Consider the following 26,990-nt stretch of genomic DNA (forward strand, 5'->3'; position numbering starts at 1 on the left):
TGGCTCCAGTTAAACCACTACCTAATCCCGCCACAAGCGGAAGGATGCTAACCATGGAACGTACACTCAGTTCCGACATGTTCTACGACAACACCGCTACCAACGCTCAAGCTTCCCTGCCTCTGCGCGTTCTCGCCAACCTGATGCTGTGGCAGCGCCGTATTGCCAGCCGCCATCAACTGGCTCGCCTGGATTCGCGTCTGCTGGCCGATGCCGGTATCAGCGAAGCACAGCGCTACGAAGAGTTGAGCAAGCCGTTCTGGCGCTAAGCAGCGCTCGCTGGCCCTGACCCACCGGGTCCACCGCCAGCACCCGAATTGAAAAAACAAAGCCCGTCGCGGGAAACCGCGACGGGCTTTGTCGTTTCGGCGGTTTGATTTCGGGATGAGCCCGCGAAAACACCTGACAGGTACAGTTTTTAATTAATAAAAATAAACCAGTACAATTTTACAGACCCCGAACGAAAGCCTCTAAACCGCGCATCAGCCGACGAAACCCGCTTTCGGCTTGGCGGGAACTCGGCCTAATATCGTGGTCATAAGTAGCCCGCAGCGCGGAATAAGCGTCTGAGGTTCATCATCCATTAGGGTTTGAGTGGCTGTTTTTGTTCGGTGCCACTGTTCCTCTTCATCCTCAGGAGATTCACCATGTCCCGCCTTCGCCTGCTCAGCGCCGCCGCCCTGTTGACCCTGGCCAGCGCCGCCAACGCCAGCAGCTTCATCGCCACCACCGATGCAGTGGTCGGCGCCCTCAAGGCCACCTCCGACGCCACGTCCGATGCCACCGCGTCGTTGCGTGACAACAAGATCGTGCGCGCGGCCCAGGATGATGCCGCCAGCTTCGTCGCCAGCAATGGCCAGATCCGCAGCGTGAAGCTGGAAAGCGCCTTCGACACCATCCGCCGCCAGGCACCGCAGTTGCAGGCCAGCGATGCCGAGTTGGCCCAGGCGATCCTGGCGATCTGACACCCCGGCGCACAGGCCATACAGTACGCCAGCCTGGAATCAGCCCTGGCGTACGCCAAACCCAGCCAAAATTTCATGCCCGCGACCTTGAACTGGACCAGGCAGCTCCCGTCCAATAGTCACTTTGCATTTCCGGAGACCTTCCATGCGTACCCCCCTGATCGCCACCGCCCTCGGCCTGCTGTTGCTGACCGACGTGGCTTCGGCGCACACCCTGGTGGCTACCAGCAATATGCTCGTACGGGCTACGGGCCGCACCCTCGACTTCACCTCGGACACCACCACCTCGATCCGCGACGCGAAAGTGGTCCGCGAAGCCCACGACGACGCCGCCAGTTTCGTCGCCAGCCGCGGCGATATCCGTGGCGCCCACCTGGAAGCCGCCTTTGCCGCCCTGCGCACCCAGGTGCCGGAAGCCCGCGACGCCAGCGACCAGGACCTCGCCGAAGCCATTCTCGCCCTGTGAGACGACTCGCCGGCGGGTTGCTGACCTGCGCCCTGTTGCTGTTCGGCAACGCGGCCCAGGCCAGCCTGCAATTGCACCTCAAGACCGAAGGTCTGAGCCCTGCCGAACAACAGGCCAGCCAGACACTGATCGATGAGGCCATGGCCCATCTGCCGCCACGTTTTATCGAGCAACTGGACCGCCGTATCGATGTCGCCTGGTCGACCCAGATGGCGGACAACGCTTACGGCGAGGCTTCGCTGGTCTCGGAAGTGGACCTCAATCGCGCCCTGCTGCCCGGCCTGGTGGACGGTTCGGCCGCGACGAAAAAGACCCACCGCCCCCACGGCACGGTACGCGAGGAAATGCTCGCCACCGTCCTCCACGAGCTGACCCACATCTATGACCGCGCCCGCTTGTGGCCCGACGCCGAACGGACGCTGATCCGGCGCTGCACCCAGCAGGACAGCAATACCGGACTGGTCGGCCTGCCTGATCGTTGCCGGGGCCAGACCGGCCGGCGTTTCACCCTCAGCGACGACCCGCGCCTGCTGGACCTCGCCGGCTGGCAACAAGCGGTCGGCAGCCGTGGCCAGCGGGAACAGCACAACGGCCAGGTCGTCCGCAGCCCGGATATCTACGAGACCACCAATCCCAAGGAGTTCGTCGCGGTCAACATGGAGTACTTCCTCCTCGACCCGGCCTACGCCTGTCGCCGCCCGGCGCTGTATCGCTACTACCAGGAACGCTTCGGCTGGGCGCCGCCGGCCAAGGATGCCTGCGACAAGGCCTTCCCGTTCCTCAACGCCGGCAACGACTTCGGCAAGACGCCCCTGGGCAAGATCGACCCGGAACGGGTCTACGAAGTCGACTACCTGCTGGCCGAAGCCAACCAGAACTGGGTCAGTCGCTGGGGTCACAGCATGCTGCGCCTGGTGATCTGCGCCCCCGGTCGACCACGCGGGCCGGATTGCCGGCTGGACCTGGACCAGCATCTGGTGCTGTCCTATCGCGCCTTCGTCAACGACGTCCAGCTCTCGACCTGGGGCGGCCTGACCGGCGCCTACCCGTCGCGGCTGTTCGTGTTGCCGCTGTCCCAGGTCATCGACGAATACACCAAGACCGAACTGCGCAGCCTGGCCTCGGTGCCGCTGAAGCTGTCGCGCAAGGAAATCGAGGAAGTGGTCGAGCACGCCGCCGAAATGCACTGGAGCTATGACGGCAACTACTACTTCATCAGCAACAACTGCGCCGTGGAGACCTTGAAGCTGTTACGCAGCGGCAGCGACAACGCCCAGCTCCAGGGCCTGGACAGCATTGTCCCCAATGGTTTGCTGCAGGTGCTCAAGGGCCGTGGCCTGGCCGACACCAGCGTGCTCGACGATCCCCGTGAGGCCTTGCGCCTGGGCTACCGCTTCGACTCCTACCGTGATCGCTACCAGGCCATGTTCGATGTCCTGAGAAAACAGTTGCCGATCAAGCAGGAAACCGTCGAGGACTGGTTGTCGCAACCCGCCGAGGCCCGCCGTCCCTGGTTTGCCCAGGCCAACCTGCGCGCCAGCGCCGCCATGCTGCTGCTGGAGCAGGCGAGCTTTCGCCGGCAGTTGCTGCTGGCCCAGGACGAGGTGAAGCAGAAGTACCTCGGTGCCCGCGATCTCAAGGACAACGCCATGGACAAGGCCAACCGCACCTTGCAGGAGATCCTCGCCAACAGCGGCTACCTCAGTCGCCCGGCGGAATTGCTCGGCAGCAGCGGCTACGGCTTGCCGCAACCGTCCGAGTGGCAGCGCCTGGAAGCCGAAAGCAAGCAGCGCCAGCAGCAATTGCAGCGCCTGAGCGGCGATCTGGACAAGGAAATCCGCAAGTTGCTCGAGCCGGCCCGGGAAGCGCAGATCGAGGCCAGCGAAGCCAACCTGAAGCTCGTCGGCGAACACCTGCGGGCGCTGCACAAGGCGGCGGGCGGGCTGGAGCTGCCTTGACAGCACCGCCCTCGACGACGCCATGTCCAAGAGCCTGCGGGCGGTGATTCCGCTGGTACCCTCGACCTACCTGCTGGTGGCCCTGGCCGGTATCGAGTTCGGCGATCACCAGCGCTTCACCCTCAAGTGGGCAGTGCTGGTGTGCCTGTGCATACTGCTGGCCGCCTTGTTGCTCGGGACTTTTCCGCTGCTAGGCCGTCTATAGGGCAATGATCCACCGCCGTAGCCGCGCCCGGACTTCAGAACCTGAAGCCTGGCGCCGAGACGGCCCCAACACTCGTACAAAGGAATACACATGGAATGGCTGACCAACCCGGAACTCTGGGTTGCCTTTTTCACCCTGACCGCCCTGGAGATCGTCCTGGGTATCGACAACATCATCATGATCTCGATCCTGGTGGGCCGCATGCCCAAGCACATGCAGCAGCGCACGCGGATCTTCGGCCTCGCCCTGGCGATGCTCACCCGGATCCTGCTGCTGCTGTCCATCACCTGGGTCATGCGCCTGACCGACGACCTGTTCGTGGTCTTCGGCCAGGGCATTTCCGGACGTGACCTGATCCTGTTCTTCGGTGGCCTGTTCCTGCTGTGGAAAAGCTCCCAGGAGATCTACCACGGCATGGAAGGCGAGGAAGAATCGGGCGAGGGGCCGAAAGGCAAGGGCGGTAATTTCCTCTACACCATTATCCAGATCGCCATTATCGACATCGTGTTCTCCCTCGATTCGGTGATTACCGCCGTGGGCATGGTTTCCCATGTGCCGGTGATGATCGCCGCGATCGTGGTGGCGGTGCTGGTGATGATGCTGGCCTCGAAGACCATCGGCGACTTCATCGACAGGCACCCGTCGCTGAAGATGCTCGCGCTGTCGTTCCTGATCGTGGTCGGGACCGTGCTGATCGCCGAAGCCTTCGACGTGCACGTGCCCAAAGGCTACGTCTACTTCGCCATGGCGTTCTCCCTGGCGGTGGAAGCGATCAACATCAAGATGCGCACGGCCATGCAGAAAAAGAAGCAACGGCACGAGGATGTGGCGGGTCAATAACCCTGAGCACAGTGTGACATTTTTGTTTCGGGGTCGACGCCCGCCATGCGATGCTGGCGCTCGGCCAAATCACCAACTACAGCTTAAGGACAAGACGTAGAAAAGGCGTACGGCCAATCCGAACTGGCCCCCATGGGGCACCGATCATCCCAGGGGGCCCTCCATGCTGACCCTGCTCGATCTGCTTTCCGCCGTGACCCTGCTGGTCTGGGGCACGCACATCGTCCGCACCGGCATCCTGCGGGTGTACGGTTCGAACCTGCGCCATCTCATCGGCCGCAACATGTCCAGGCGCCCGCTGGCCTTCCTCGCCGGGATCCTGGTCACCGCCATGGTGCAGAGCAGCAACGCCACCGCCATGCTGGTGACCTCCTTCGTCGGCCAGGGCCTGATGACGCTGACGCCGGCCCTGGCAATCATGCTCGGTGCCGACGTCGGGACCGCGCTGATGGCCCGGGTGCTGACCTTCGACCTGTCCTGGCTGTCGCCGCTGCTGATTTTCCTCGGGGTGATCTTTTTCCTCTCGCGCAAGCAGACCCGTGCCGGCCAGCTCGGTCGCGTCGGCATCGGCCTGGGGCTGATCATCCTCGCCCTGCAACTGATCGTCGAAGCCGCCGCGCCCATCACCCATGCCCAAGGGGTGAAAGTGCTGTTCGCCTCCCTGACCGGCGATATCCTCCTCGATGCGCTGGTGGGCGCGCTGTTCGCGATGATTTCCTACTCCAGCCTGGCCGCCGTGCTGCTGACCGCCACCCTGGCCGGCGCCAAGGTGATCGGCCTGCCGGTGGCCATCGGCCTGGTGATCGGCGCGAACATCGGCAGCGGGGTGCTGGCCTTCCTCGGCACCAGCATGCAGAACGCCGCCGGTCGCCAGGTGGCCCTCGGCAGCCTGCTGTACAAGCTGATCGGCCTGCTGTTGATCATCCCGGCGCTCAAGCCCCTGGCGCACTGGCTCGACGGCCTCGACTTCAGCCGCCAGGAGCTCGTCATCGGCTTCCACCTGCTCTACAACAGCGTGCGCTGCCTGGTGCTGCTGCCCAGTACCGGTCCGATGGCCCGGCTCTGTGCCTGGCTGCTGCCGGAACGGCCCGAGGCCAGTACCAAGGCCAAGCCCCGTCATCTCGACCCCACCGCCCTCGACACCCCCAGCCTGGCGCTGTCCAACGCGGTGCGGGAAACCCTGCGCATCGGCGACCTGATCGACAGCATGCTCGAGGCCATGCTCAATGTGCTCAACGGCAAGCAGACCGCCATCGCCATCGAGATGCGCCGCCTGAGCGACGACGTCGAGGTGCTCTGCAGCGCGGTCAAACTCTATCTGGCGCAGATGCCCCGCGAGGACCTCGGTGACCACGACAGCCGGCGCTGGGCGGAAATCATCGAACTGGCGGTCAACCTGAAGCTAGCGGCGGACCTGATCGAGCAGATGCTGCGCAAGGTGCAACGGCAGAAGACCTCGCAACGTCGCTCGTTTTCCGAGGATGGCCTGGAGGAACTGGCCGGGCTGCACCGGCAACTGATCGAAAACCTGCGCCTGGGCCTCACGGTGTTCCTCGGCGCCGATCCCCACAGCGCCCGGCAACTGCTGCGGGAAAAACGCCGCTTCCGCGCCCAGGAACGGCGCCTGGCCCACGCCCACGTCAGTCGCCTGCAGCGCGGAATCGTGCAGAGCCTGGAAACCAGCTCGCTGCACCTGGAGCTGATTGCCGACATGAAACGCCTGAATTCGCTATTCTGCGGCAGCGCCTATGCGGTGCTGGAAGCCGCCGAGACCGGTGCATTGGCCTCGGAAGACCTCGACGACATCAGCCAGTCGTCCTGAACGTCCGGGGCTTGATCATTGTCTGTGCCCGGGAGCCTGCCTTCGGAAAATGCTTATGCGTTGCCTGCTGTTCGTTTGCCTGTTGCTCAATACCCTTTATGCCGGCGCCCTCGATCGCTTCCAGATCGAGGGCTATCAATTACCCAATGGCCTGCAACTGCTGCTCAAACCCGGCAGCGAACGCGGTCATGTGGCGATCCGCCTGGTGGTGGGCGTCGGTTTTGACGATTTCTCCTGCGCCGACAAGGAGCTGCCGCACCTGCTCGAACACTTGCTGTTCAGTGGCGTCGACGCCAGCGGCGAAGGCGGGCTGGAAGAACGCATGCAGGCCCTGGGCGGTGAATGGAACGCCTACACCAGCAACGCCGACACCACCTTCGTGATCGAGGCCCCGGCGCAAAACCAGCGCAAGATTCTCGACCTGCTGCTGGAGATACTGACGCGCACCGAGTTCAGCGATAGCGCCATCGCGGCCGCCAAGCAGGTGGTGGAACGCGAGGAGGGCGGCCATTACTCGCATTTGCAGCGCTGGCTCGACATCCAGGACCTCGGTCATACCGCCAGCAACCAGCTGGCGGTGGAGCTGGGGCTCAAATGCGCCGAACGCGCGGATGTCCGGCACCTGACCCGCGAACAGCTGGAGGCCGTGCGCAAGAACTGGTACGCACCGAACAACATGACCCTGATCATGGTCGGCGAACTGGACCGCCTGCTCCCGGCTTACCTGGACCGGGCCTTCGGCGCGCTGGAACCGATCGAACCCAACGACCACCCGCCGCTACCGGAAATCCATGGCCGGGCCGCCGCCGCGCAACGCGATCTGCCGCGCGGCTGGGTCGGCAATGGGGCGAAACTGCACTGGCTGTTCCCGGAGCCGGTACTGGAAGGCCAGCCCGACGAAACCCTGGACCTGCTCAAGGACTATCTGGACTGGGCGCTGTACCGGCGCTTGCGCCTGGATCACAGCCTGTCCTACGGCCCCTGGAGTGAACGCGAAGTGCTCGGCGGCGTCGGCTTCTTCAGCGTCAATGCCGATGTCGAGCGCGACGACCTGGACGAGGCCCGACAGGTACTGGAGCAGCTCAAGGCGCAGTTGCTGAAGGACGGCCTCGACCCGGAGACCTTCGAGCGCCTGCAACAGGCCGCCATCGCCCGCCAGGCCTGGGCCGTGCAGGGCAACAGCGCCCTGGCCGACTATTACTGGGGCGCCCTGGGGGATTATGAGGACGGCCATTTTTCCGACCCGGCCCAGGCCCTGCGGGCGGTGACGCTCGAGCAGGCCAACCAGGCGCTGCGCCAGTTGTTCAAGCAGCCGGGCTACCTGCGGATTGAAAAGCCGTTGCTCAGCGATGAGCAACTCGTCGGCCTGGGTGCCGCCCTGGCGGGCTTGATGCTGATCGGGCTGCTGCGCTGGCGAGCGTATCGACGCCGCTAGGCCATGAAAAGGCCATCAGCGGCACGACTAATCGCGCCTGAAACGGTATTGTGTCGCGATCTTTCAACCGCCCGGACTGTGAACCACCGAATGCCGAACTGGACCCTGGCTATCCAGCGCCCCCTTGCACTGATGAAGCGCTATCCCGGGGTCATCGCCGCCTTCGGTTTCTGCTCCGGTATCGGCAGCTTCATCCTGGTCGATCGCCAGCAGAGCATGGCCAGCTGGATCGCGGTGATCCTGCTGGTGAGCTGGCTCTGGCTGATGCTGGAAAACGTCTTCACGCAGTTTTTCAGCCGGGTGTTCAAGCGCGACATCCCCGAACCGCTGCTGCGCTATGCCACGCAGATGATCCACCAGGAAAGCCTGTCCTTCGTCCTGCCGTTCTTTTTCATCACCACCACCTGGAACAGCGGCCAACTGGTGTTCACCGGCCTGCTCGGCGCGGCGGCGCTGGTCTCGATCATCGACCCGCTGTACTACGACTGGCTCTCGCCCAAACGCTGGCTGCTGCTCGGGCTGCACACCCTGACCCTGTTCGCCGCGCTGCTCACCGCGCTGCCGATCATCCTGCACCTGACCACCGCCCAGAGTTACCAGCTGGCCCTGGGCACCGCGCTGCTGCTGTCGATCCCCAGCCTGGCGGTGAGCCTGCCGCTGCGCAGTTGGCGCGGCGGCTTGATGCTGGTTGGTGTGACCCTGGCGATTGGCAGCGCGGGCTGGTTCCTGCGCTCCTGGGTGCCGCCGGCGACCCTGTGGATGACCCAGGTCGCGGTGACCACCGAGTTGCAGGACCGCACCCCGGGCGAAGGCCTGGACGAAGTCAGCACCAGTCAGGTGCGCAAGGACGGGCTCTACGCCTATACCGCGATCAACGCACCGCGCGGACTGGACGAGCGGATCTACCATGTCTGGCAGTTCAACGGCCAGGAGGTCGACCGCATCGCCCTGGATATCCATGGCGGCCGCAAGGAGGGCTATCGTGCGTGGTCGCACAAACAGAACTTCCCGGCCGACCCCACCGGCAACTGGCAGGTGCGGGTGCTCACCGAGGACGGCCAGATGCTCGGCGTGCTGCGCATCAAGGTAACGGACACAGCACACTCTCACTAGAGATCAGGAGTCGGATCGTGCTATTACAGACGCCAGTACCTATGCCTGTTAAGCACGGAGTCGTCGATCATTAGCGCAACAGCCGGCACCGCCCAACTGGATACCTCGAGCAGTCCTGCGCGCCTGCGGATCAGCGGTGACTGGACGCTGGCCCATTACGCCGACCTGAAACAGCGCGCCGCTCATCTGCTCGGGCAGTACGACGCCAGCACCGACATCGACCTCAATGACCTCGGCGCCCTCGACACCGCCGGCGCTTCGCTGCTGGTGGAGCTGCTGGGTGCCGAACGTCTCGGCCGCTCGGCCGAGCACCCGAACTGTCGCCTCGGAGCCCCCGAGCGGGCCCTGCTGCAAACCGTGTATTGCTCGCTGGCGGATTTCTGCGAACCGGTCCGCGAGCCCGAAGTGGCGGCAGGCATCCAATTGCTCGTGCGCATCGGCCGGGCCGTCGATCTCGTCTGGCAAGACACCCTGCAACTGCTGGGCTTTATCGGCCTGATCCTGGAAACCCTGGTACGCGGCCTCTTTCATCCGCGGCGCTGGCGGATCACCCCGACCGTCGCCCATATCGAACAGACCGGCCTGGACGCCGCGCCCATCGTCGCGCTGTTGACCTTCCTGGTGGGCGCCGTGGTGGCGTTTCTCGGGGCCACGGTGCTGAAAAGCTTCGGTGCCAGCGTCTTCACCGTGGACCTGGTGGCGTTCTCCTTCCTGCGCGAATTCGGTGTGCTGCTCACCGCCATCCTCATGGCCGGTCGTACCGCCAGCGCCTTCACCGCGCAGATCGGCTCGATGAAGGCCAACGAGGAGATCGACGCCATTCGTACCCTGGGCCTGGACCCCATGGAGCTGCTGGTGCTGCCACGGGTCCTGGCCCTGCTGATCGCCCTGCCGATGCTGACGTTCCTGGCGATGCTCTGCGGCATTGTCGGCGGCGGCGTGGTCTGCGCCTTGGCGCTGGGGATCTCGCCGGCAATGTTCCTGTCCTTGTTGCAGGCCGATATCGGCATCCAGCATTTTTTCGTGGGCCTGGTCAAAGCGCCGCTCTTCGCCTTCCTGATCGCCGCCGTCGGCTGCCTGGAAGGCTTCAAGGTCAGCGGCAGCGCCGAGTCGGTCGGGGCCCACACCACCTCCAGCGTGGTGCAGTCGATCTTTATCGTGATCATGCTGGATGCCGTCGCCGCCTTGTTCTTCATGGAGATGGGCTGGTGAGCCGGCCGCCACGGGCGCCGAGCGAGGCGGTGATCGAAGTGCGCGGGCTGTGCAATCGTTTCGGCAGCCAGAGCATCCACGAGAACCTCGACCTGGACCTGTACCGGGGCGAAATCCTCGCCGTGGTCGGCGGTTCCGGCAGTGGCAAGTCGGTGCTGCTGCGCAGCATCATCGGCCTGCGCAAACCCAACGAGGGCAGCGTGCGGGTGTTCGGCCAGGACCTGCGCAGTCTCCCGGAACAGGCGCGCTCCCAGGTCGAACGACGCTTCGGCGTGCTGTTCCAGATGGGCGCGCTGTTTTCCTCGCTCACGGTCACCGAGAACGTCGCCCTGCCATTGATCGAACACGCCGGCCTCAGTCGACGCGATGCCGAGCACCTGGCGGCGGTCAAGCTGGCCCTGGCCGGCCTGCCGCTGTCGGCGGCGAACAAGTACCCGGCCTCGCTGTCCGGCGGCATGATCAAGCGCGCCGCCCTGGCCCGCGCCCTGGCGCTGGACCCGGACATCCTGTTTCTCGACGAGCCCACCGCCGGCCTCGACCCCATCGGCGCGGCGGCCTTCGACCAGTTGATCCTGACCCTGCGCGACGCCCTGGGCCTGAGCGTATTCCTGGTCACCCACGACCTGGACACGCTGTACACCATCACCGACCGGGTGGCGGTGCTGGCGCACAAGCGCGTGCTGGTGGCCGATGCCATCGACCGGGTCGCCGAAACCGAGGATCCGTGGATTCACGAATACTTCCATGGCCCGCGTGGCCGCGCCGCATTAGACGCGGTAACCCCGCACAAGGAGGGATAAAATGGAAACCCGTGCCCATCATGTGATGATCGGCCTGTTCAGCGTCCTGGTGGTACTGGGGGCGTTGCTGTTCGGCCTGTGGCTGGCCAAGTCCAGCGTCGATACGGCGTTCAAGGACTATGAGGTGGTCTTCAACGAGGCCGTCAGCGGCCTGTCCAAGGGCAGCCCGGTGCAATACAGCGGGATCAAGGTCGGCGATGTGCTGCAACTGAGCCTCGACCCGAAAGACCCGCGTCGGGTGCTGGCCCGCATCCGCCTGGCCGGCGACACGCCGGTCAAGGAAGACACCCAGGCCAAGCTGGCCCTGACCGGTATCACCGGCACCTCGCTGATCCAGCTCAGCGAAGGCACGCCGCAGAGTCCCGAGCTCAAGGGCAAGGACGGCAACCTGCCGCAGATCATCGCCACCCCGTCACCCATCTCACGCCTGCTCAACGACAGCAGCGACCTGATGAGCGGGATCAACCTGCTGCTGCACAACGCCAACGAAATGCTCTCGCAGAAAAACGTCGACCAGGTCAGCCAGACCCTGGACAACCTCCAGCAGGCCACCGGGGCCATTGCCGGCCAACGCGACGACATCCGCCAGACCCTGAAACAGCTGACCCAGGTCAGCAAGCAGGTGAGCGCGACCCTGGAGCAGAGCACTGCGCTGATGCGCAATGCCAACGGCCTGCTCGACAACCAGGGCAAGCAGGCCCTGGGCAGCGCCGAGCGGGCCATGCAATCGCTGGAGCAAAGCAGCGCGACGATCAACACACTGCTGAGCAACAACCAGGAATCGGTCAACAGCGGCTTGCAGGGCCTGAATGAACTGGCCCCGGCGATCCGCGAACTGCGTGACACCCTCAATTCCATGCGCACGATCTCCAAGCGCCTGGAAGCCAACCCCAGCGGCTACTTGCTGGGCCGTGACACGAATAAGGAATTCACCCCATGAGGCGTGCCCCTCGTGTATTGCGCCAGCTTAGCCTGGTTGTCGGCCTGGCCTTGAGCGGCGCCTGCTCGATCCTGCCCCAGACGGACCCGGCGGATGTCTATCGGCTGCCCACGGCGCAGAACAGTATCCCGGCGCCCAACAGCCTGCCGGTCCGCTGGTCGTTGCGCATTGCCAAGCCGATCTCCAGCGATGCCTTGAACAGCCCGAATATCGCCGTGGTGCCCCAGGGCGACCTGATCAGCCACTACAAGGCCTCGCGCTGGAGCGATCCGGCGCCGGTGCTGCTGCGCAACCGGATCCTCGACGCTTTCCAGCGCGATGGCCGGGTCCGGCTGCTGAGCACCGACGACAGCAACCTGCAGTCTGATTTCGAGCTGGGGGGCGAGTTGCAGGCGTTCCAGACCGAGTACCGGGGGCAGGCGGCCGAGGTGGTGATCCGTTTCGACGGGCGACTGGTACGTGGCAGTGACCAGCGGATTCTCGCCAGCCGGCGCTTTGAAGTGCGCCAGCCGGTGAGTGACAAGCAGGTGCCCGGGGTGGTGGCGGGCTTCGGCCAGGCCGGCGACCAGTTGATGACGCAGCTGATCGGCTGGGCGGTGCAGCAGGGCGAGAATTCGCCCCAGCGCTGATCAGCCGAAGAACCAGTAGCAGACCCCGATCGCCGCCAGTACCCCGGCCAGTTCCGCCAGCAAGGCGCAGCCCACCGCGTGCCGCGCCCGCTGGATATTCACCGCGCCGAAATACACCGCCAGCACGTAGAAGGTGGTTTCGGTGCTGCCCTGGATCGTCGCCGCCGCCAGTGCCGGAAAGCTGTCCACGCCCTGGGTCTTCATGGTTTCGATCAACACGGCCCGGGCAGCGCTGCCGGAAAACGGCTTGACCATCGCCGTGGGCAGCGCATCGACGAAACGGCTGTCCCAACCGAGCCACTGCACCAGGTGGCGAATGCCGTCGAGGCCGAAATCCAGCGCCCCGGACGCCCGCAACACGCCGATCGCACAGAGCATCGCCACCAGGTACGGCAACAGGTTCTTCGCGACATCGAAGCCCTCTTTCGCCCCTTCGACAAACGCCTCGTAGACCTTCACCTTGCGCAACGCGCCGATGACCAGGAACAACATGATCAGGCCGAACAGCGTCAGGTTGCCGAGAATCGACGACAGGCTGGCCAGCGCCGTGGCCGACAGCCCGGCCAACACCGCCATGAAACCGCCGAGGACCAACGCGCCGGGCACCAGGTAGGCCAGCACCACCGGGTCCCACAGGCGCAGGCGCTGCATCACCGACACCGACAGCAGGCCGACCAGGGTCGAGGCGCAGGTGGCCAGCAGGATCGGCAGGAACACCAGGGTCGGGTCCGCCGCGCCCTGCTGGGCGCGGTACATGAAGATGGTCACCGGCAGCAGGGTCACGGCCGAGGCGTTGAGCACCAGGAACAGGATCTGCGCGTTGCTGGCCACGGTCTGGCTGGGGTTGAGCTCCTGCAGGGAACGCATGGCCTTGAGGCCGATGGGCGTGGCCGCGTTGTCCAGGCCCAGGGCGTTGGCGGCCAGGTTGAGGGTGATCAGGCCGATAGCCGGGTGATCCCGTGGCACCTCTGGCATCAGGCGGCTGAAGAGCGGCCCCAGGGCCTTGGCCAGCCAGTCGACGATCCCGGCCTTTTCGGCAATCCGCAGAAAGCCGAGCCAGAGGGTCAGGGTGCCGAACAGCAGGATCATGACGTCGACCGACAACTTGGCCATGGCGAAGATGCTTTCCACCATGGAGGCGAAGATCGCGTGGTTGCCACCTACCAGCCATTGCGCCAGCGCCGAGACGGTCGCCACCACGAAAAAGCCAAGCCACAGGCCATTGAGCATCGAGAGAACTCCTTGAAGATGCGGCGAATGATAGCGGTCGGGCCAGAAACAACAAACCCCGGAAGATCCGGGGTTTGTCTATTGGCAACTATCAGCCCTTGGAGGACTCGCCCGCCGGCAGCGCCTCTTTGCTGCGCCAGTGCGGCAGGGAGTTCCAGTAGCGCTGGCCCTTAGCATCGTCGTACAGGCCTTCCCAACGGGAAATCACCAGCACCGCCAGGGCGTTGCCGACCACGTTCAGGGCGGTGCGCGCCATGTCCATCACCCGGTCGACACCGGCGATGAAGGCCAGGCCTTCCAGCGGGATACCCACGCTGCCGAGGGTCGCCAGCAAGACCACGAAGGACACGCCCGGCACCCCGGCGATCCCCTTGGAGGTCACCATCAAGGTCAGCACCAGCAGCAATTGCTGGCTGATGGACAGGTCGATGCCGTAGAGCTGGGCAATGAAGATCGCCGCGATGCTCTGGTACAGCGTCGAACCGTCGAGGTTGAAGGAGTAACCGGTCGGCACCACAAAGCTGCAAATGGCTTTCGGCGCGCCGTAGGCTTCCATCTTCTCGATCACCCGCGGCAGCACGGTTTCGGAACTGGCGGTGGAGTAGGCCAGCACCAGCTCTTCCTTGAAGATGCGCATCAGCTTGATCACCGAGAAGCCGAACAGACGGGCAACCAGGCCAAGGATGGCAAAGGCGAAGAACAGGATGGCGACGTAGACCAGCAGCACCAGCTTGGCCAGCGGCAGCAGGGAAGCGAAGCCGAAGCTGGCGACGGTCACGGAGATCAGTGCGAAAACGCCGATCGGGGCGTAGTTCATGATCATGTGGGTGACCTTGAACATGCTTTCCGACACGCCCTGGAACATTTTCACCAGCGGGTCACGCAACTCGGCCTGCAGGCTCGACAGACCAAGGCCGAAGAGCACCGAGAAGAAGATGATCGGCAGCATTTCACCGCGGGCCAGGGCGGCAAACAGGTTGGAAGGAATCAGGTTGAGGATGGTCTCGATCAACGCATGCTCATGCTGCACTTCGGCGGCGGTGGCCTTGTACTTGGAGATATCCACGGTGCCCAGGGTGCTCATGTCGATGCCCGAGCCCGGGTGGAACACGTTGGCCAGCAGCAGGCCGACCACGATGGCGATGGTGGTGACAATCTCGAAGTAGATGATGGTCTTGAGGCCGATGCGCCCCAGTTTCTTGGCGTCGCCGACCCCGGCAATGCCGACCACCAGCGAGGAAATGACGATCGGGATCACGATCATCTTGATCAGGCGGATAAAGATATCGCCTGCCGGTTGCAAGACGTTGCTGATCCACCAGGCCTTCTCGGCACTGAAATGGTTGAGCAGCGCGCCGACTGCAATCCCTAGAACCAGACCGATGAGGATCTGCCAGGCGAGGCTGAGCTTTGCCTTCTTCATTGTTATTTCCCCTTGCTTGAAGTGGAGTCGGGTAGAAGCCCCTCACCGCTGCGTTGACGCAGGCCAGGTGGCGGCCACTGCCCCCATGGGAGGTCATCGCCCACCAGCCTGATGGCTTTTTGGTAGGCGAAAAAAGGCGCAACTATTCCCATGCAGGGGGGGGACGTCTAATGCCGTAAACGCCTACCCTATGCCGAATCGGCATGGACTTTGTTTAACAATACGACCGTTTAGCCCTTGTTCAATAGGACATTTCAGCCGAAAAAAGTGCCGTAAACCGGCCATTTCAAAGCATTTTTTCTTCTGCGGCCTGGCCAGGAATCGAGGCCAAACAAATAGAAAAGTCCTACAAATTCAATCGGAAACAAGGTGAAGATTAAAATGTAATTTCTAGACGTACGGTCACGTCCGGAAATTGGATCCGCTGAAAATGCCACTTAATGTCAGAACGACATAGGATTGAACCGGCAAACACCTCTAGGCTTCGTCATCCAGGCGTCGCGCAGCCAGGCGTCGACCGCGGGTGATCAACTCGACGAACTGCACCGCCGTCAGCGCCTGGGCGAACAGCCAACCCTGGCCGTAATTGACGCCTTCGCTGCTGAGCAACACGGCCTGCTGCTCAGACTCGATGCCTTCGGCGATCACTCGCAAGTGCAGCGCATGGGCCATGCGGATGATATGCGGTGCCACGCCGCTGCTGGCCGCGTCATGGCCCAGGGCATCGATAAACGCCTTGTCGATCTTCAGGCAGTCCACCGGCAGCGTTTGCAGATAGGCCAGGCTGCAATAGCCGGTACCGAAGTCGTCGATCAATACCTGATGACCGGCGTCGCGCAGGGCCTGCAAATTGTCCCGCGCCACCAGCACGTCGATCAGCCCGCGCTCGGTGACTTCGAAGGCGATCTGCCGGGCGCTGACCCGGTGCGCCCGTAACAAGTCGGCAATGACCACGCCGATACGCGGCACCATGACATCGCAGGCCGCCAGGTTCACCGAGATGTACAGCTGCGGATTGGCCCGCAACAACTGTCCCAGCTGGTCCAGCAACCGTTGCAGGACGAAATCGGTGATCTGGCGGATCTGTCCGGTGTCTTCCGCCAGGGGAATGAACAGGTCGGGGCTGGTCAAGGTGCCATCTGGCCGGCGCCAACGGATCAAGGCCTCGGCCCCCACGCAATGACGGCTGGCCAGCTCGAAGATCGGTTGATACAACACCTGGAACTCACCCCGCCGCAGCGCCCCTTGAAGCTCCCCGTTGAGCGACTGCCGCTGTCGGGCCAGTTGCAAGGTCAGGCCGCCGATGCAACAGGCAATCAGCAGGCTCACCGCCAGCAACCACCACCACAGCGGATCCAGCGGCAGCGGCACCGACTCGCGGGGGGCCACCATCACCAGTTGGTATTCCGGTGTCTGGCTGGGCATGCGATAGATCAGTTCACTCGGCGTGATCACCAATGGGTCGCGCTTTTTTTCCGACCAACCGAGGGGAGGCCAGCTCTGCGCCGGCCCCAGCACCGGAATCGCACGCCGACCACGGTCGACCACGACCAGCAGGCTGGCCCCCGGCGGCAGTTCCACCACATCGCTCAAATGCCCGCGGGAGGTGGAAACCCGGAACTGACCGCGTCCCAGCATCAGGGCTGCCAGGTTGTCATTGGGCTCGGTCGAGGTATTAAGCCAATAGCTGTAGGTCGGTCCACGGATATCCGGCGCCCGGGAGGTCACCTGGGCATCCTGCCTGGGCCGGTTGGAACAGGACTGGACGGCGTCGACATAGAAGGCCTGGTAGATAAAGCGGTAGTTGAAGCTCAGTTGCTGCAAGGTCTCGGTCATGGCCGGGCTGCAGTCACGCAAGGGCTGGGCTTCCAATCGGTCGAGCCCTTCACGCAGTTGCCCGAAGAGCTGCTCCAACCGCTCCAGGAAACGTTCTCCCTGGGCATTCATCTGTTCGCTTTCGTTTTGCCGTGCCTGGTGCATCGCCACCCCCAGGCTGCCGCTCAACAAAAGAGCAGCACTGAGCAGGGCCGCCAGCAATGCCAGCGACCAGGGACGATGGAACCAGGAGCGCAACGTCTCGCGAGCCGGCATCAGGCAATATCCGAAGGCTTACCAATGAGTTATAGCAACGGATTGACGAGTTGGCCGTAACCGTCCGGCGGTGACGTTATCTTGACTGGTTGAGCACCTGGAGGATCGCGGCACTTTGCGCGTCCGGCTGTCCGTCGAAGCGGGCAGGGCGGAAATGCATCTGGAAGGCCGCGAGCACATGGCGCGTGGCAACATCCAGTTCGCCGTTCTGCGGCGTGGTATAGCCCAGGCGAGCGAGCTGCTGCTGGAACCAGGTGATGCTCGGCAGTTGCTCGGCGTAGGCGGCTTGCTGCCGGGCGACCGCCTGTTCGTCAGGCCATACCCCCAGCCCTTCCGCCGCCAGGCGTTTCCAGGGCATCAGCGGTCCCGGGTCCTGCTTGCGCAAGGGTGCGATATCGCTGTGGCCGATCACATTATGCGGCTCGATGCGATTGCGCTTGACGATGTCCTTGAGCAGGACGATCAGCGCCTGGATCTGGGCTTCGCTGTAGGGGTACCAGACGCGCCCGGTGGGCGTCTCGCGGAAACCCGGGTTGACGATTTCAATGCCGATGGAGCTGGAGTTCAGCCAGGTACGCCCCAGCCACTCGCTTTCCCCGGCGTGCCAGGCGCGCTGGCTCTCGTCCACCAACTTGTAGATGGTGGCCTGCTTGTCGTCGCCGATCAGGTAATGGCTGCTGACCTGGCCATGGGTCAGCAATCTCAGCGAGTTTTCCATGTTCGCCGAGGTGTAGTGAAGGATCACGAACTGCACGCGGTTGTCGTAATTGACCGAAGGGTGGCGGGTGTCCATTCGTGGGCCGCTGGCGCAGCCCGCCAGCAGCAGGATCGAAAGCAGGAGAGGGAACAGTTTCATGGCAGCGGCAACGAGCGAGGACAGAATCCTGACAGCATAACGTACTGGCGTGCACAACAGCGGCCACGGCACTGTTACTTGATGCAACCGCCTCAGCCCTGTTCCACGCGATTGCGCCCGGCATTCTTGGCCCGGTAAAGCGCCTCATCGGCCCGCTTGAGCGCATGATCGCTGCGCTCGCCGGCCCTGAACGCCGACAAACCGACCGACACCGTGATCGTCACGCGCTCGCCCTTGAAGTGGAACGGACAGGCCTCGATGGCCGCGCGCAAGGTCTCGGCCAGCTTGAGCCCGGCGCCGATCGGGGTATTGGGCACCAACAGGACGAACTCCTCGCCACCGAAACGGGCAATGAAGTCACCGGGACGCAGGCGCTTGCGCAACTCGACGGCAATGATCTTCAGCACCTTGTCGCCGGCCAGGTGCCCATAGTTGTCGTTGATCCGCTTGAAGTGGTCGAGATCCAGCATGGCGATCAGCAGGGTGTTGCCGTGCTGCTGCCACTGCGCCACCTCATGCTCCAGCCGCTCGCTCCAGGCCGCGCGATTGGGCAGGCCGGTCAGCGGATCGACCAGGGCTTTCTGGCGCTGTTCCTCGAGGTGATCACGATAGCCCTGGGCCTCCTGCTCCATGTGCGCGACACGCTCGGCCAGGCTTTGCAGGCGGGCGGCGACTTCCTGCTCGCGGATGGCCCGTTGTTGCTGGTGCTGGTCCATGGTGCCGAGCAAACCTTCGAGGCGGTTTTCCAGGACGTGCTTGAGGCTTTCCAAGTCCGCGGCATCCTGCACGCTGCTTTGCAGGCCATCGACGTGTTCGCGCAGTTGGCTGTGCAGTTCGTTGGCCGCCGTGCGCCCCTCGGCATGACCGGCACTGGCCGCCTGCAGGTTGCTCTGGAACGACTCCAGGCGTTCGTTGAGTTGCTTGAGGTAGAGCTCGAAGTCACGCTGGCCGCTGTCGTTGATCGCCAGCATCAACACCGCCAGATCATCGAGCATCGGCAGCAGTTCGTACCAATTCAGTCCATGTTCGAGCCGGTGGCGCATGGCCTCGGCATGGGCCTGGTGCCGCTCGGGAAGCGTGAGGTCATTCAGCAGGCCCAACAGCGTCGACTCGATGTGTTCGGCCACCGAACTGTAGGACGGCTCCGGGGATTCGGGCAGGGCAAACAGCACGTCCGGCTCCGGGTATTCCGGATCGACGGCCGCCAGCGCTTCAGCCATCACCGGGGGTAACGGCAGGCTGTCGATAAACACCTTGGGCGCGGGATGCGCCACAGGAACCAGCGCTTCAGGCGGGTCCGGCAGCTCGGCGACAGGCGTGGGCAATACGCCGGGCTCGGCGGACGCTACTGGCAACGGTGATCGTTGCTCCTCGCTCGCCGGGGCCGCGGACGGCACCGCCGTCGGCGCCTGCGGCTGCAGCACCGGCGGCGCATAGGCCACCACGTCGACAGGCTTGGCCGGGGGCACGACTTCGGGTTCGATCGCGGGTTGCGGCGGTCGAGGCGATTCGGGTTCGGGTGATGCCGTTGCGTCAGCCGGGGCCACAGGGGCGGGGGCGGGCGCAACGACAGATGTCGCCACCGGCGCAGGCTCAGGCGCATGAGCAGGCGCCTCGGGCTCAGGCACCGCGGATTCGCCCGCCTGCGCCGCAAGCTCTACGGTCCCGGCGGGCGCCGCCGGCGGGTTGCCCAGCGGGGTTTCCTGCGCGGTTTCCTTGTTACCGAACAGCCGCTGCAACAGGCCGGGGCGAGCCGGCTCAACCGAGGGCTCAAGCTGCATCAACGCCTTGCTTTGCAGGCCACTGAGCTCGCTGAGCAGCAACGGGATTTCCCGAGCCTGACCGACACGCCCCTCAAGCTGCTTGGCGAAGTGCTTCAACGGCCGCCTGACCTCACGGGGCAACGGCAGGGATTGCAGCTGGGTCACCAGCGCGGTCAACGCGGTGCTCGTCTGTTCGATGCGGGTCTCGCGGCGCTGCTCGGAGTCGAGCACGGCCTTTTCCAGCCGGGGCAGCAGGGCCGCCAGGGCGCCGTCCATCTCGTCGCTGCGCACGATATCGCGCATTTCCTTCATGCACTGATCGACCGCGCGGTCGGTTCCTTCCGCCGCCAGGGTGCTGCGCACCAGCCCACGACGAAGCAGGTCGAGACGGGCGTCCCAACGACGCTCGAGCTTTTCCTGTTGTTCAATGCTTTTAAGGTATTTCTCTTTCCAGCGTTCGGCTTCTTCGCTGCTCATGCCCGGCGTCCGCGAGATTTAGCTACTCAAGGCCGGCAACGTATCAGAACCGATGGAACCTGGCAGGCGAATTTCGACGGCTACCGGCAAATGATCGGAAATAGGTTGGGCCAGCACCTCGACCCGCTCCAGCGTCAGGCTGGGGCTAAGCAGGATGTGGTCCAGGCAACGTTGCGGACGCCAACTGGGGAAGGTGGCTTCCACCTGCGGTGCGAGCAAACCGAGGTCGCGTAACGGCGAGTGTAGCAACAGGTCGCTGGCATGGGTGTTCATGTCGCCCATCAGCACCTGGTGCCGAAAACCGCCGATCAGTTCGCGGATATAGGCCAGTTGCCGGGTACGGGTACGCGCCCCCAGGGCCAGGTGCATCATCACCACCGCCAAGGCCTCCGGCCCCTCGCCAAAGCGCAGGAAGATGGCGCCGCGACCGGCCGGCCCCGGCAACGGATGATCCTCGATCGCCCAGGGCCGCAAACGGCTCAGCACACCATTGCTGTGCTGGGCCAGGTGCCCGAGATTGCGATTGAGTTGCTGGTACCAGTAGGGAAAGGCCCCGAGCTGGGCCAGGTGCTCGACCTGATTGACGTAGCCCGAGCGCAGGCTGCCGCCATCGGCCTCCTGGAGGGCGACCAGGTCGAAGTCGGCGAGCAGGCCGCCGATCTTCTGCAGGTTGTCCGCCCGCCCGGTGTGCGGCAACAGGTGTTGCCAGCCACGGGTCAGGTAATGCCGATAACGCTGGGTGCTGATACCGACCTGGATATTGAAGCTGAGCAGGCGCAGGCGATTGTCCGCAGGCAGGCCGGTGCTCTCCAGGTGATGCTCGTTGACCTTGGGCTCATGCAGGCCAACGATACGCTCCTCACCCCAGCGCCGCATCATGGCGGCGCCTTACTTCGCCGCCGTCTTGGCCGCTCGTTCCTTGGCGATCAGCTGGTCGGCGACATTCAGCGCGGCTTCAGGACCACCGGCGGTGCCGAGGTCGAAGCGGTACTTGCCGTTGACGATCATGGTCGGTACGCCAGTGATGCCGTACTGCTCGGCCAGGTCCTTGGCCTTCTTCATCTGGCCGACGATCGCGAACGATTTGAAGGTTTCGAGGAACTTCTGCTTGTCGACGCCTTGGGTGGCGAGGAAATCGGCCATCTCCTCAGGCTGGACCAGCTTGTGGGTTTTCTGCACTTCTTCGAACACGGCCTTGTGCACACGGCTTTCCACACCCATGGCTTCCAGGGTCAGGAACATCTGGCCGTGGGCGTTCCAGGGGCCACCGAAAATGGCCGGGATACGCACGAAGTTCACATCGCTGGGCAGCTTCTCGACCCAAGGATTGATGGTCGGTTCAAAGGCATAGCAATGCGGGCAGCCGTACCAGAAGAACTCGATCACTTCGACCTTGCCCGGGACGGCAACCTGCCCTGGCTTTTCCAGTTCGACATAGGTCTTGCCGGGCTCAAGGGGCACATCGGCGGCCTGGGCCGTCATGCCAAACAGGCTGGCGGTGACGAGTGCGGCGCTGAGAATCAGATTACGCATGCTTTGCTCCTGGACATGTTATGTCGCCTCAGACGCGACCTGTAACTTCAGACAGACCGGGATGGGCTCTAGTTCGATGAATAGTGTAGCGGCAGCGGCCACAAAAAAGGGCGGCCAAGGCCACCCTTTTATCGTTGCAGCAGCGGATTAATCGATCATTAACGTTGCGAAAGATGACAATCCCCCGCGCGCCTGACCGTCAGAACCTCAGTGCAGGCCCTGTACGTAGCTGGCGACGGCTTCGATATCCTTGTTGCTCATCTTGGCGGCGATGCTCTGCATGATCTTGGTATCGCCGTCGTTGGTGCGGTTGCCTTCACGGAAGTCGGTCAACTGCTTGGCCACGTACTGCGCATGCTGGCCGCCCAGGTGCGGGAAGCCGGCGGCGGCGTTGCCCGCGCCATTGGGCGAGTGGCAACCGATACAGGACGGCATGCCCTGGTCCAGCTTGCCACCGCGGAACAACTCTTCACCGTGGGCCACCACCTTGGGATCGGCGGCGCCGACACTGCCTGCCTGGCTGGAGAAGTAGGCGGCGATATCGGACAGGTCCTGGTCGCTCAGGTTGGTCAGCAGGCCGGTCATTTCCAGCACGGTGCGCTTGCCCGCCTTGATGTCCTGCAACTGCTTGGTCAGGTAGCGTTCGCCCTGGCCCGCCAGTTTCGGAAAGTTGGGCGCCATGCTGTTACCATCAGGTCCGTGGCAGGCGCCACAGACGGCGGCCTTGGCCTGACCGGCCTTGGCGTCGCCAGCGGCCTGCGCCAGGCCTGTGATCCCCAGGGTCAACAGCAGACTCACGATCAGTTTGTTCATCAGCTAATCCAACTACGGCTAAGGGTTAAGAGTTATGGACCGGGCTCACTCGCTCATCCACTGGATGATGCTTCGGTAATCCTCGGTACTGCAGTCCATGCACAAACCACGCGGCGGCATCGCCTTGAAACCCTGGGTCACGTGTTGCACCAGCGTCTCCATACCTTGTGCCAATCTTGGCTTCCAGGCCGCCTGATCACCCTTTCGAGGGGCCATCGGCAGCTGTCCGGCATGGCAGGCACCACAAACACGGTTGTACACGGCTTCCGGTTCCTGTGTAGCCTGCGCGCTGTAAAGCGGCATCAAGAGTCCGGCGGCCAGCAGCCATTGGGTCATGAATGACCTTCTCAGGGTTGGAAGCGTACCGCGTTCTACTGCGCGTATCGCCACCGTGGGCTTCATCCCCTGTCGGGACAAAGCACACACAAAATCTGCGGCATTATATACTGGCGCTACTGAAACGGAAACGACACTGCTGCCGCGTCTATCCCCGGCACCGCCCACATCGGAAATCCCATGCAACTCAAGAACCCCATTCTCGGCCTGTGCCAACAGGCTACCTTCATGCTCAGCGCCGCCAAGGTCGACCAGTGCCCGGACGACGAAGGCTTTGAAGTGGCCTTTGCCGGCCGCTCCAATGCCGGCAAATCCAGCGCCCTCAACACCCTGACCCATGCGAGCCTGGCGCGCACCTCGAAAACCCCGGGGCGCACACAGCTATTGAATTTCTTCAAGCTAGACGATGATCGGCGTCTGGTCGACCTGCCGGGCTACGGTTATGCAAAAGTCCCGATTCCGCTCAAGCAGCATTGGCAGCGTCACCTGGAAGCCTACCTGGGCAGCCGCGAGAGTCTGAAGGGCCTGATCCTGATGATGGACATCCGCCATCCGATGACCGACTTCGACCTGCTGATGCTCGATTGGGCGGTGGCCAGCGGCATGCCGATGCACATCCTGCTGACCAAGGCCGACAAGCTGACCTACGGCGCGGCGAAGAACACCCTGCTCAAGGTGCAGTCGGAAATCCGCAAGGGCTGGGGTGAAACCATCAGCATCCAGTTGTTCTCGGCGCCCAAGCGCATGGGCCTGGAAGAGGCCTACACGGTGCTGGCGGACTGGATGGAACTGGCGGACAAGGGTGCCGAGGAAGCGGCGGAATAAGGCTTTTCGCCCCTGAGGCCCGGCAGACGGACACCAAACTGTCTGTGGTGCGCTCAGGCAAGGCAAAAGCGCGGCGTGAAAGGCGAGTTTACTGGCTGTAAATGAGTCTTTCGCGCCGTGCTTTTAACGCAGCATGAGCGCGCCACAGCCAGTTTGGGGGCAAAAAAAACCCCGGACTTCGTATGGGGAGGAGAAGTTCGGGGTCTAAGTTCCGAACCGCTAGGGCGGGGTCCGGAATATCTGCCAACACTTAACACAACATAGGAGCATCGAAGGGCTTCACCAGCCATTCAGTAACTCTGAGTGCCGCGTCGCCGATTTAGTTCCGGAAAATTTCAAAAACTATTTGGCATAAGTGACGCGCATTCCTGAACTAATGGCCTTTCGGTGGTGTTTTGCCGCGACGTCATGTCGCGGCAAATTATGCTCAATGCGCCTCATCCCAGTTGTTGCCCACGCCCACTTCCACTAGCAACGGCACGTCCAGCTGCACCGCACCGCTCATGTACAGGCGGATCTTCTCGCTGACTTCCTCCACCAGGTCCTCGCGCACCTCCAGCACCAGTTCGTCGTGTACCTGGAGGATGACCCGGGCATCCAGGCCGGATTCGCAGAGCCAGTCATCCACCGCCACCATGGCTTTCTTGATGATGTCCGCCGCCGTCCCCTGCATCGGCGCGTTGATCGCCGTACGCTCGGCGGCGGCACGCTCCTGGGGCTTGTTGGAGTGGATGTCCGGCAGGTACAGCCGACGCCCGAACAGGGTTTCGACATAACCCTGCTCCGAAGCCTGGCCACGGGTACGCTCCATGTATTCGCGAACCCCCGGATAGCGGGCGAAATACAGGTCGATATAGGCCTTGGCCGTCTTGGTGTCGACGCCGATGTCCTTGCCCAGCTTCTGCGCGCCCATGCCATAGATCAGGCCGAAGTTGATGGCCTTGGCGCTGCGGCGCTGGTCGGACGTGACCTCGCCCAGCTCCACCTTGAACACTTCCGCCGCCGTCGCCGTGTGCACGTCGAGGTTGTGGCGGAAGGCATTGAGCAAGCCTTCGTCCTTGGACAAGTGGGCCATGATCCGCAGCTCGATCTGCGAATAGTCCGCCGCCAGCAGCTTGTAGCCGGCAGGTGCGATGAACGCCTGGCGAATCCGCCGCCCTTCGGCGGTACGCACCGGGATGTTCTGCAGGTTCGGATCGCTGGAGGACAGGCGCCCGGTGGCCGCCACCGCCTGATGGTAGGAGGTATGGATACGCCCGGTACGCGGGTTGATCTGCTCCGGCAGGCGATCGGTGTAGGTACTTTTCAACTTGCTCATGGAGCGGTACTGCATCAGCACCTTGGGCAACGGGTAATCGTCCTCGGCCAGCTTGGCCAATACCTCTTCCGCCGTGGACGCCTGGCCCTTGCCGGTCTTCTTCAGCACCGGCATGCCGAGCTTCTCGTAGAGAATCGCCCCGAGTTGCTTGGGCGAGCCGAGATTGAATTCCTCGCCGGCGATCTCGAACGCTTCGCGCTCCAGCGCCACCATCTTCTCGCCCAGTTCGAGGCTCTGCACCCCGAGCAACTCGGCATCCACCAACGCGCCCTGGCGCTCGATCCGCGCCAGGACCGGCACCAGCGGCATTTCGATATCGGTCAGCACACTGAGCAGGCTCGGCACGGCCGCCAGTTGCCCATGCAGGGCCTGGTGCAGGCGCAAGGTCACGTCGGCGTCTTCGGCGGCATAAGGTCCGGCCTGCTCCAGGGCGATCTGGTCGAAGGTCAGCTGCTTGGCGCCCTTGCCGGCGATGTCCTGGAAACCGACGGTGTCGTAGTCGAGGTACTTTTTCGCCAGGCTGTCCATGTCGTGCCGGGTCGCCGTGGCATTGAGCACGTAGGACTCGAGCATGGTGTCGAAGGCGATGCCGCGCACGCTGATGCCGCACGCCGGGTCGCCGCCGATGGCGCAGTTGGCGAGGATATTCATGTCGAACTTGGCGTGCTGGCCGACCTTGAGTTTTTCCGGGTCTTCCAGCAGGGGCTTCAACGCCCGCAGCACGCTGTCGCGGTCCAGTTGCTCCGGTGCACCGATATAGGAATGGGCCAACGGCACATAGGCGGCTTCATTGGCCTGTACGGCGAAGGAAACCCCCACCAGTTGCGCCTGTTGTGCGTCGATCCCGGTGGTTTCGGTGTCGAAGGCGAAGAGTTTCGCCTCCTTGAGCTTCTTCAGCCAGACATCGAAGCGGGCCTGATCGAGGATGGTTTCGTACTGCGGCTGGCTGGCAACCTCGGCCACCGGCGGGGCAGCCTCCACGGCCGCCGGCTCGGTGTCGAAGAGCATGGCGCTGTCCGCCGTGGGCGTCGTGACCGGCGCCTGCTCGATGCGCTTGGCTTCACGCTGCAGCTCGTCGATCCAGCTCTTGAACTCCAGGTGGGCATACAGCTCGGCCAGCTTTTCCCGATCCGGCTGGCCCAGGTGCAGGTCGTCCAGGCCGATCTCCAGCGGCACATCGACCTTGATGGTCGCCAGGCGATAGGACAGGAACGCCATTTCCTTGTGTTCCAGCAACTTGGCCGGCAAGGTCTTCGCCCCGCGAATCGGCAGGTTCGGCACCTGGTCGAGCTGCTCGTACAACTCTTTCAAGCCACCGTTGACCCCCACCAGCAAGGCCACGGCGGTTTTCTCGCCGACGCCCTTGACCCCGGGAATGTTGTCGGAAGAGTCGCCCATCAACGCCAGCAGATCGATGATCTGCTCGGGAGCGACGCCAAACTTCGCCTTCACGCCCTCCACGTCCATCGAGGTTTCGGACATGGTGTTGACCAGGGTAATGTGCCCGTCGACCAACTGCGCCATGTCCTTGTCACCGGTGGAGATCACCACCGGGCGGTCGGCGGCCGCGCTGCTGCGGGCCAGGGTGCCGATCACGTCGTCGGCTTCCACGCCTTCCACGCACAGCAAGGGGAAACCCAGGGCGCGCACGCTGGCATGCAGCGGCTCGATCTGCACGCGCATGTCATCGGGCATGCTCGGGCGGTTGGCCTTGTAGTCGGCGTACATTTCATCGCGAAAGGTCCCGCCCTTGGCGTCGAAGACCACCGCGAACGGGCTCTCCGGATACTGCTTGCGCAGGCTTCTGAGCATGTTCAACACGCCCTTGACCGCCCCCGTGGGCATGCCCTTGGACGTGGTGAGCGGCGGCATCGCGTGGAAGGCGCGATACAGGTAGGAAGAACCGTCCACCAGGACGAGAGGGGCTTGGCTCATGAGTA

At 63.6% G+C, this 26,990-nt stretch carries 23 protein-coding genes and 1 pseudogene; 14 read left to right on the plus strand and 10 right to left on the minus strand.

Features of this window, described 5'->3' with window-relative positions:
• Positions 1–53: 53 nt before the first annotated feature.
• The 13 genes and pseudogenes from NUH87_RS16605 to NUH87_RS16665 all read left to right on the plus strand — a co-directional run bounded on the left by NUH87_RS16605 (position 54) and on the right by NUH87_RS16665 (position 12,385).
• Entirely contained in the window at positions 54–269 is a 216-nt protein-coding gene (locus tag NUH87_RS16605; protein WP_338521759.1) for a DUF1127 domain-containing protein, read from the plus strand.
• 378 nt (positions 270–647) lie between these two features.
• On the plus strand, positions 648–965 hold the full coding sequence (locus NUH87_RS16610; protein WP_040062838.1) for a DUF2388 domain-containing protein: 318 nt from the start codon (positions 648–650) through the stop codon (positions 963–965).
• 145 nt (positions 966–1,110) lie between these two features.
• Positions 1,111–1,431, plus strand: coding sequence for a DUF2388 domain-containing protein (locus NUH87_RS16615; RefSeq protein ID WP_040062839.1), 321 nt, complete (start codon positions 1,111–1,113; stop codon positions 1,429–1,431).
• Positions 1,428–3,389: a DUF4105 domain-containing protein gene (locus NUH87_RS16620; RefSeq protein WP_338521762.1), complete on the plus strand. Its 1,962-nt coding sequence runs from the start codon at positions 1,428–1,430 to the stop codon at positions 3,387–3,389. Before NUH87_RS16615 ends, NUH87_RS16620 begins: the two co-directional genes overlap by 4 nt.
• A gap of 49 nt (positions 3,390–3,438) precedes the next feature.
• Positions 3,439–3,594 (plus strand): annotated as a pseudogene (locus tag NUH87_RS16625) (citrate transporter); the annotation flags it as partial.
• Between the two features lie 90 nt (positions 3,595–3,684).
• Positions 3,685–4,434 carry a TerC family protein gene (locus NUH87_RS16630; protein ID WP_338521764.1) on the plus strand — a complete coding sequence of 250 codons (750 nt, stop codon included), beginning with the start codon at positions 3,685–3,687 and terminating at the stop codon, positions 4,432–4,434.
• A 163-nt stretch (positions 4,435–4,597) separates the two neighbouring features.
• Positions 4,598–6,256, plus strand: a complete 1,659-nt coding sequence (locus tag NUH87_RS16635) for a Na/Pi cotransporter family protein (RefSeq protein ID WP_338521766.1) — start codon at positions 4,598–4,600, stop codon at positions 6,254–6,256.
• A gap of 55 nt (positions 6,257–6,311) precedes the next feature.
• Complete coding sequence (locus NUH87_RS16640) at positions 6,312–7,691, plus strand: pitrilysin family protein (RefSeq protein ID WP_338521768.1); 1,380 nt, start codon at positions 6,312–6,314, stop codon at positions 7,689–7,691.
• A gap of 90 nt (positions 7,692–7,781) precedes the next feature.
• On the plus strand, positions 7,782–8,804 hold the full coding sequence (locus NUH87_RS16645) for a DUF5924 family protein (protein WP_338521770.1): 1,023 nt from the start codon (positions 7,782–7,784) through the stop codon (positions 8,802–8,804).
• 66 nt (positions 8,805–8,870) lie between these two features.
• A complete protein-coding gene (locus NUH87_RS16650) occupies positions 8,871–10,016 on the plus strand; it encodes an ABC transporter permease (protein ID WP_338526837.1) in 1,146 nt (381 codons plus the stop codon).
• On the plus strand, positions 10,013–10,816 hold the full coding sequence (locus NUH87_RS16655; RefSeq protein ID WP_338521772.1) for an ABC transporter ATP-binding protein: 804 nt from the start codon (positions 10,013–10,015) through the stop codon (positions 10,814–10,816). The genes NUH87_RS16650 and NUH87_RS16655 overlap by 4 nt, the downstream gene beginning before the upstream one ends.
• A 1-nt stretch (position 10,817) precedes the next feature.
• Positions 10,818–11,756: an MlaD family protein gene (locus NUH87_RS16660; protein WP_040062851.1), complete on the plus strand. Its 939-nt coding sequence runs from the start codon at positions 10,818–10,820 to the stop codon at positions 11,754–11,756.
• Positions 11,753–12,385 carry an ABC-type transport auxiliary lipoprotein family protein gene (locus NUH87_RS16665; protein WP_338521775.1) on the plus strand — a complete coding sequence of 211 codons (633 nt, stop codon included), beginning with the start codon at positions 11,753–11,755 and terminating at the stop codon, positions 12,383–12,385. The genes NUH87_RS16660 and NUH87_RS16665 overlap by 4 nt, the downstream gene beginning before the upstream one ends.
• Here NUH87_RS16665 and NUH87_RS16670 read toward each other — a convergent pair whose 3' ends face one another.
• The 9 genes from NUH87_RS16670 to NUH87_RS16710 all read right to left on the minus strand — a co-directional run bounded on the left by NUH87_RS16670 (position 12,386) and on the right by NUH87_RS16710 (position 22,907).
• A complete protein-coding gene (locus tag NUH87_RS16670) occupies positions 12,386–13,615 on the minus strand; it encodes a nucleoside recognition domain-containing protein (RefSeq protein ID WP_338521777.1) in 1,230 nt (409 codons plus the stop codon).
• Positions 13,616–13,706: 91 nt separating this feature from the next.
• Entirely contained in the window at positions 13,707–15,038 is a 1,332-nt protein-coding gene (gene gltP, locus NUH87_RS16675; protein ID WP_338521779.1) for a glutamate/aspartate:proton symporter GltP, read from the minus strand.
• 477 nt (positions 15,039–15,515) lie between these two features.
• Positions 15,516–17,129: an EAL domain-containing protein gene (locus NUH87_RS16680; protein ID WP_338521781.1), complete on the minus strand. Its 1,614-nt coding sequence runs from the start codon at positions 17,127–17,129 to the stop codon at positions 15,516–15,518.
• Between the two features lie 76 nt (positions 17,130–17,205).
• Positions 17,206–17,985, minus strand: coding sequence for an N-acetylmuramoyl-L-alanine amidase (locus NUH87_RS16685; RefSeq protein ID WP_338521783.1), 780 nt, complete (start codon positions 17,983–17,985; stop codon positions 17,206–17,208).
• Positions 17,986–18,077: 92 nt separating this feature from the next.
• Positions 18,078–20,225 carry a diguanylate cyclase gene (locus tag NUH87_RS16690; RefSeq protein ID WP_338521785.1) on the minus strand — a complete coding sequence of 716 codons (2,148 nt, stop codon included), beginning with the start codon at positions 20,223–20,225 and terminating at the stop codon, positions 18,078–18,080.
• A gap of 18 nt (positions 20,226–20,243) precedes the next feature.
• On the minus strand, positions 20,244–21,104 hold the full coding sequence (locus tag NUH87_RS16695; protein WP_338521787.1) for an endonuclease/exonuclease/phosphatase family protein: 861 nt from the start codon (positions 21,102–21,104) through the stop codon (positions 20,244–20,246).
• Positions 21,105–21,113: 9 nt separating this feature from the next.
• Complete coding sequence (locus NUH87_RS16700; RefSeq protein ID WP_040062866.1) at positions 21,114–21,758, minus strand: thiol:disulfide interchange protein DsbA/DsbL; 645 nt, start codon at positions 21,756–21,758, stop codon at positions 21,114–21,116.
• 207 nt (positions 21,759–21,965) lie between these two features.
• Positions 21,966–22,571 carry a c-type cytochrome gene (locus NUH87_RS16705; protein ID WP_040062867.1) on the minus strand — a complete coding sequence of 202 codons (606 nt, stop codon included), beginning with the start codon at positions 22,569–22,571 and terminating at the stop codon, positions 21,966–21,968.
• A 45-nt stretch (positions 22,572–22,616) separates the two neighbouring features.
• On the minus strand, positions 22,617–22,907 hold the full coding sequence (locus NUH87_RS16710) for a c-type cytochrome (protein WP_040062869.1): 291 nt from the start codon (positions 22,905–22,907) through the stop codon (positions 22,617–22,619).
• Positions 22,908–23,087: 180 nt separating this feature from the next.
• Here NUH87_RS16710 and yihA point away from each other — a divergent pair, with 180 nt between their 5' ends.
• Positions 23,088–23,732, plus strand: a complete 645-nt coding sequence (gene yihA, locus NUH87_RS16715; RefSeq protein ID WP_040062872.1) for a ribosome biogenesis GTP-binding protein YihA/YsxC — start codon at positions 23,088–23,090, stop codon at positions 23,730–23,732.
• Positions 23,733–24,159: 427 nt separating this feature from the next.
• Here the strand turns inward: yihA and polA are convergent, their stop codons facing one another.
• Entirely contained in the window at positions 24,160–26,985 is a 2,826-nt protein-coding gene (gene polA / locus NUH87_RS16720; protein ID WP_338521793.1) for a DNA polymerase I, read from the minus strand.
• Between the last annotated feature and the right edge of the window lie 5 nt (positions 26,986–26,990).

This window comes from Pseudomonas batumici, from assembly GCF_036585405.1.
In the GTDB taxonomy this organism is placed as follows: domain Bacteria; phylum Pseudomonadota; class Gammaproteobacteria; order Pseudomonadales; family Pseudomonadaceae; genus Aquipseudomonas; species Aquipseudomonas batumici.

Bases quoted from the DNA above. Each gene is read 5' to 3' on its own strand.
- NUH87_RS16605 (WP_338521759.1), top strand. From the start codon at position 54: ATGGAACGTACACTCAGTTCCGACATGTTCTACGACAACACCGCTACC.
- NUH87_RS16610 (WP_040062838.1), top strand. From the start codon at position 648: ATGTCCCGCCTTCGCCTGCTCAGCGCCGCCGCCCTGTTGACCCTGGCC.
- NUH87_RS16615 (WP_040062839.1), top strand. From the start codon at position 1,111: ATGCGTACCCCCCTGATCGCCACCGCCCTCGGCCTGCTGTTGCTGACC.
- NUH87_RS16630 (WP_338521764.1), top strand. From the start codon at position 3,685: ATGGAATGGCTGACCAACCCGGAACTCTGGGTTGCCTTTTTCACCCTG.
- NUH87_RS16635 (WP_338521766.1), top strand. From the start codon at position 4,598: ATGCTGACCCTGCTCGATCTGCTTTCCGCCGTGACCCTGCTGGTCTGG.
- NUH87_RS16640 (WP_338521768.1), top strand. From the start codon at position 6,312: ATGCGTTGCCTGCTGTTCGTTTGCCTGTTGCTCAATACCCTTTATGCC.
- NUH87_RS16645 (WP_338521770.1), top strand. From the start codon at position 7,782: ATGCCGAACTGGACCCTGGCTATCCAGCGCCCCCTTGCACTGATGAAG.
- NUH87_RS16660 (WP_040062851.1), top strand. From the start codon at position 10,818: ATGGAAACCCGTGCCCATCATGTGATGATCGGCCTGTTCAGCGTCCTG.
- NUH87_RS16665 (WP_338521775.1), top strand. From the start codon at position 11,753: ATGAGGCGTGCCCCTCGTGTATTGCGCCAGCTTAGCCTGGTTGTCGGC.
- NUH87_RS16670 (WP_338521777.1), bottom strand. From the start codon at position 13,615: ATGCTCAATGGCCTGTGGCTTGGCTTTTTCGTGGTGGCGACCGTCTCG.
- gltP (WP_338521779.1), bottom strand. From the start codon at position 15,038: ATGAAGAAGGCAAAGCTCAGCCTCGCCTGGCAGATCCTCATCGGTCTG.
- NUH87_RS16680 (WP_338521781.1), bottom strand. From the start codon at position 17,129: ATGCCGGCTCGCGAGACGTTGCGCTCCTGGTTCCATCGTCCCTGGTCG.
- NUH87_RS16685 (WP_338521783.1), bottom strand. From the start codon at position 17,985: ATGAAACTGTTCCCTCTCCTGCTTTCGATCCTGCTGCTGGCGGGCTGC.
- NUH87_RS16690 (WP_338521785.1), bottom strand. From the start codon at position 20,225: ATGAGCAGCGAAGAAGCCGAACGCTGGAAAGAGAAATACCTTAAAAGC.
- NUH87_RS16695 (WP_338521787.1), bottom strand. From the start codon at position 21,104: ATGATGCGGCGCTGGGGTGAGGAGCGTATCGTTGGCCTGCATGAGCCC.
- NUH87_RS16700 (WP_040062866.1), bottom strand. From the start codon at position 21,758: ATGCGTAATCTGATTCTCAGCGCCGCACTCGTCACCGCCAGCCTGTTT.
- NUH87_RS16705 (WP_040062867.1), bottom strand. From the start codon at position 22,571: ATGAACAAACTGATCGTGAGTCTGCTGTTGACCCTGGGGATCACAGGC.
- NUH87_RS16710 (WP_040062869.1), bottom strand. From the start codon at position 22,907: ATGACCCAATGGCTGCTGGCCGCCGGACTCTTGATGCCGCTTTACAGC.
- yihA (WP_040062872.1), top strand. From the start codon at position 23,088: ATGCAACTCAAGAACCCCATTCTCGGCCTGTGCCAACAGGCTACCTTC.
- polA (WP_338521793.1), bottom strand. From the start codon at position 26,985: ATGAGCCAAGCCCCTCTCGTCCTGGTGGACGGTTCTTCCTACCTGTAT.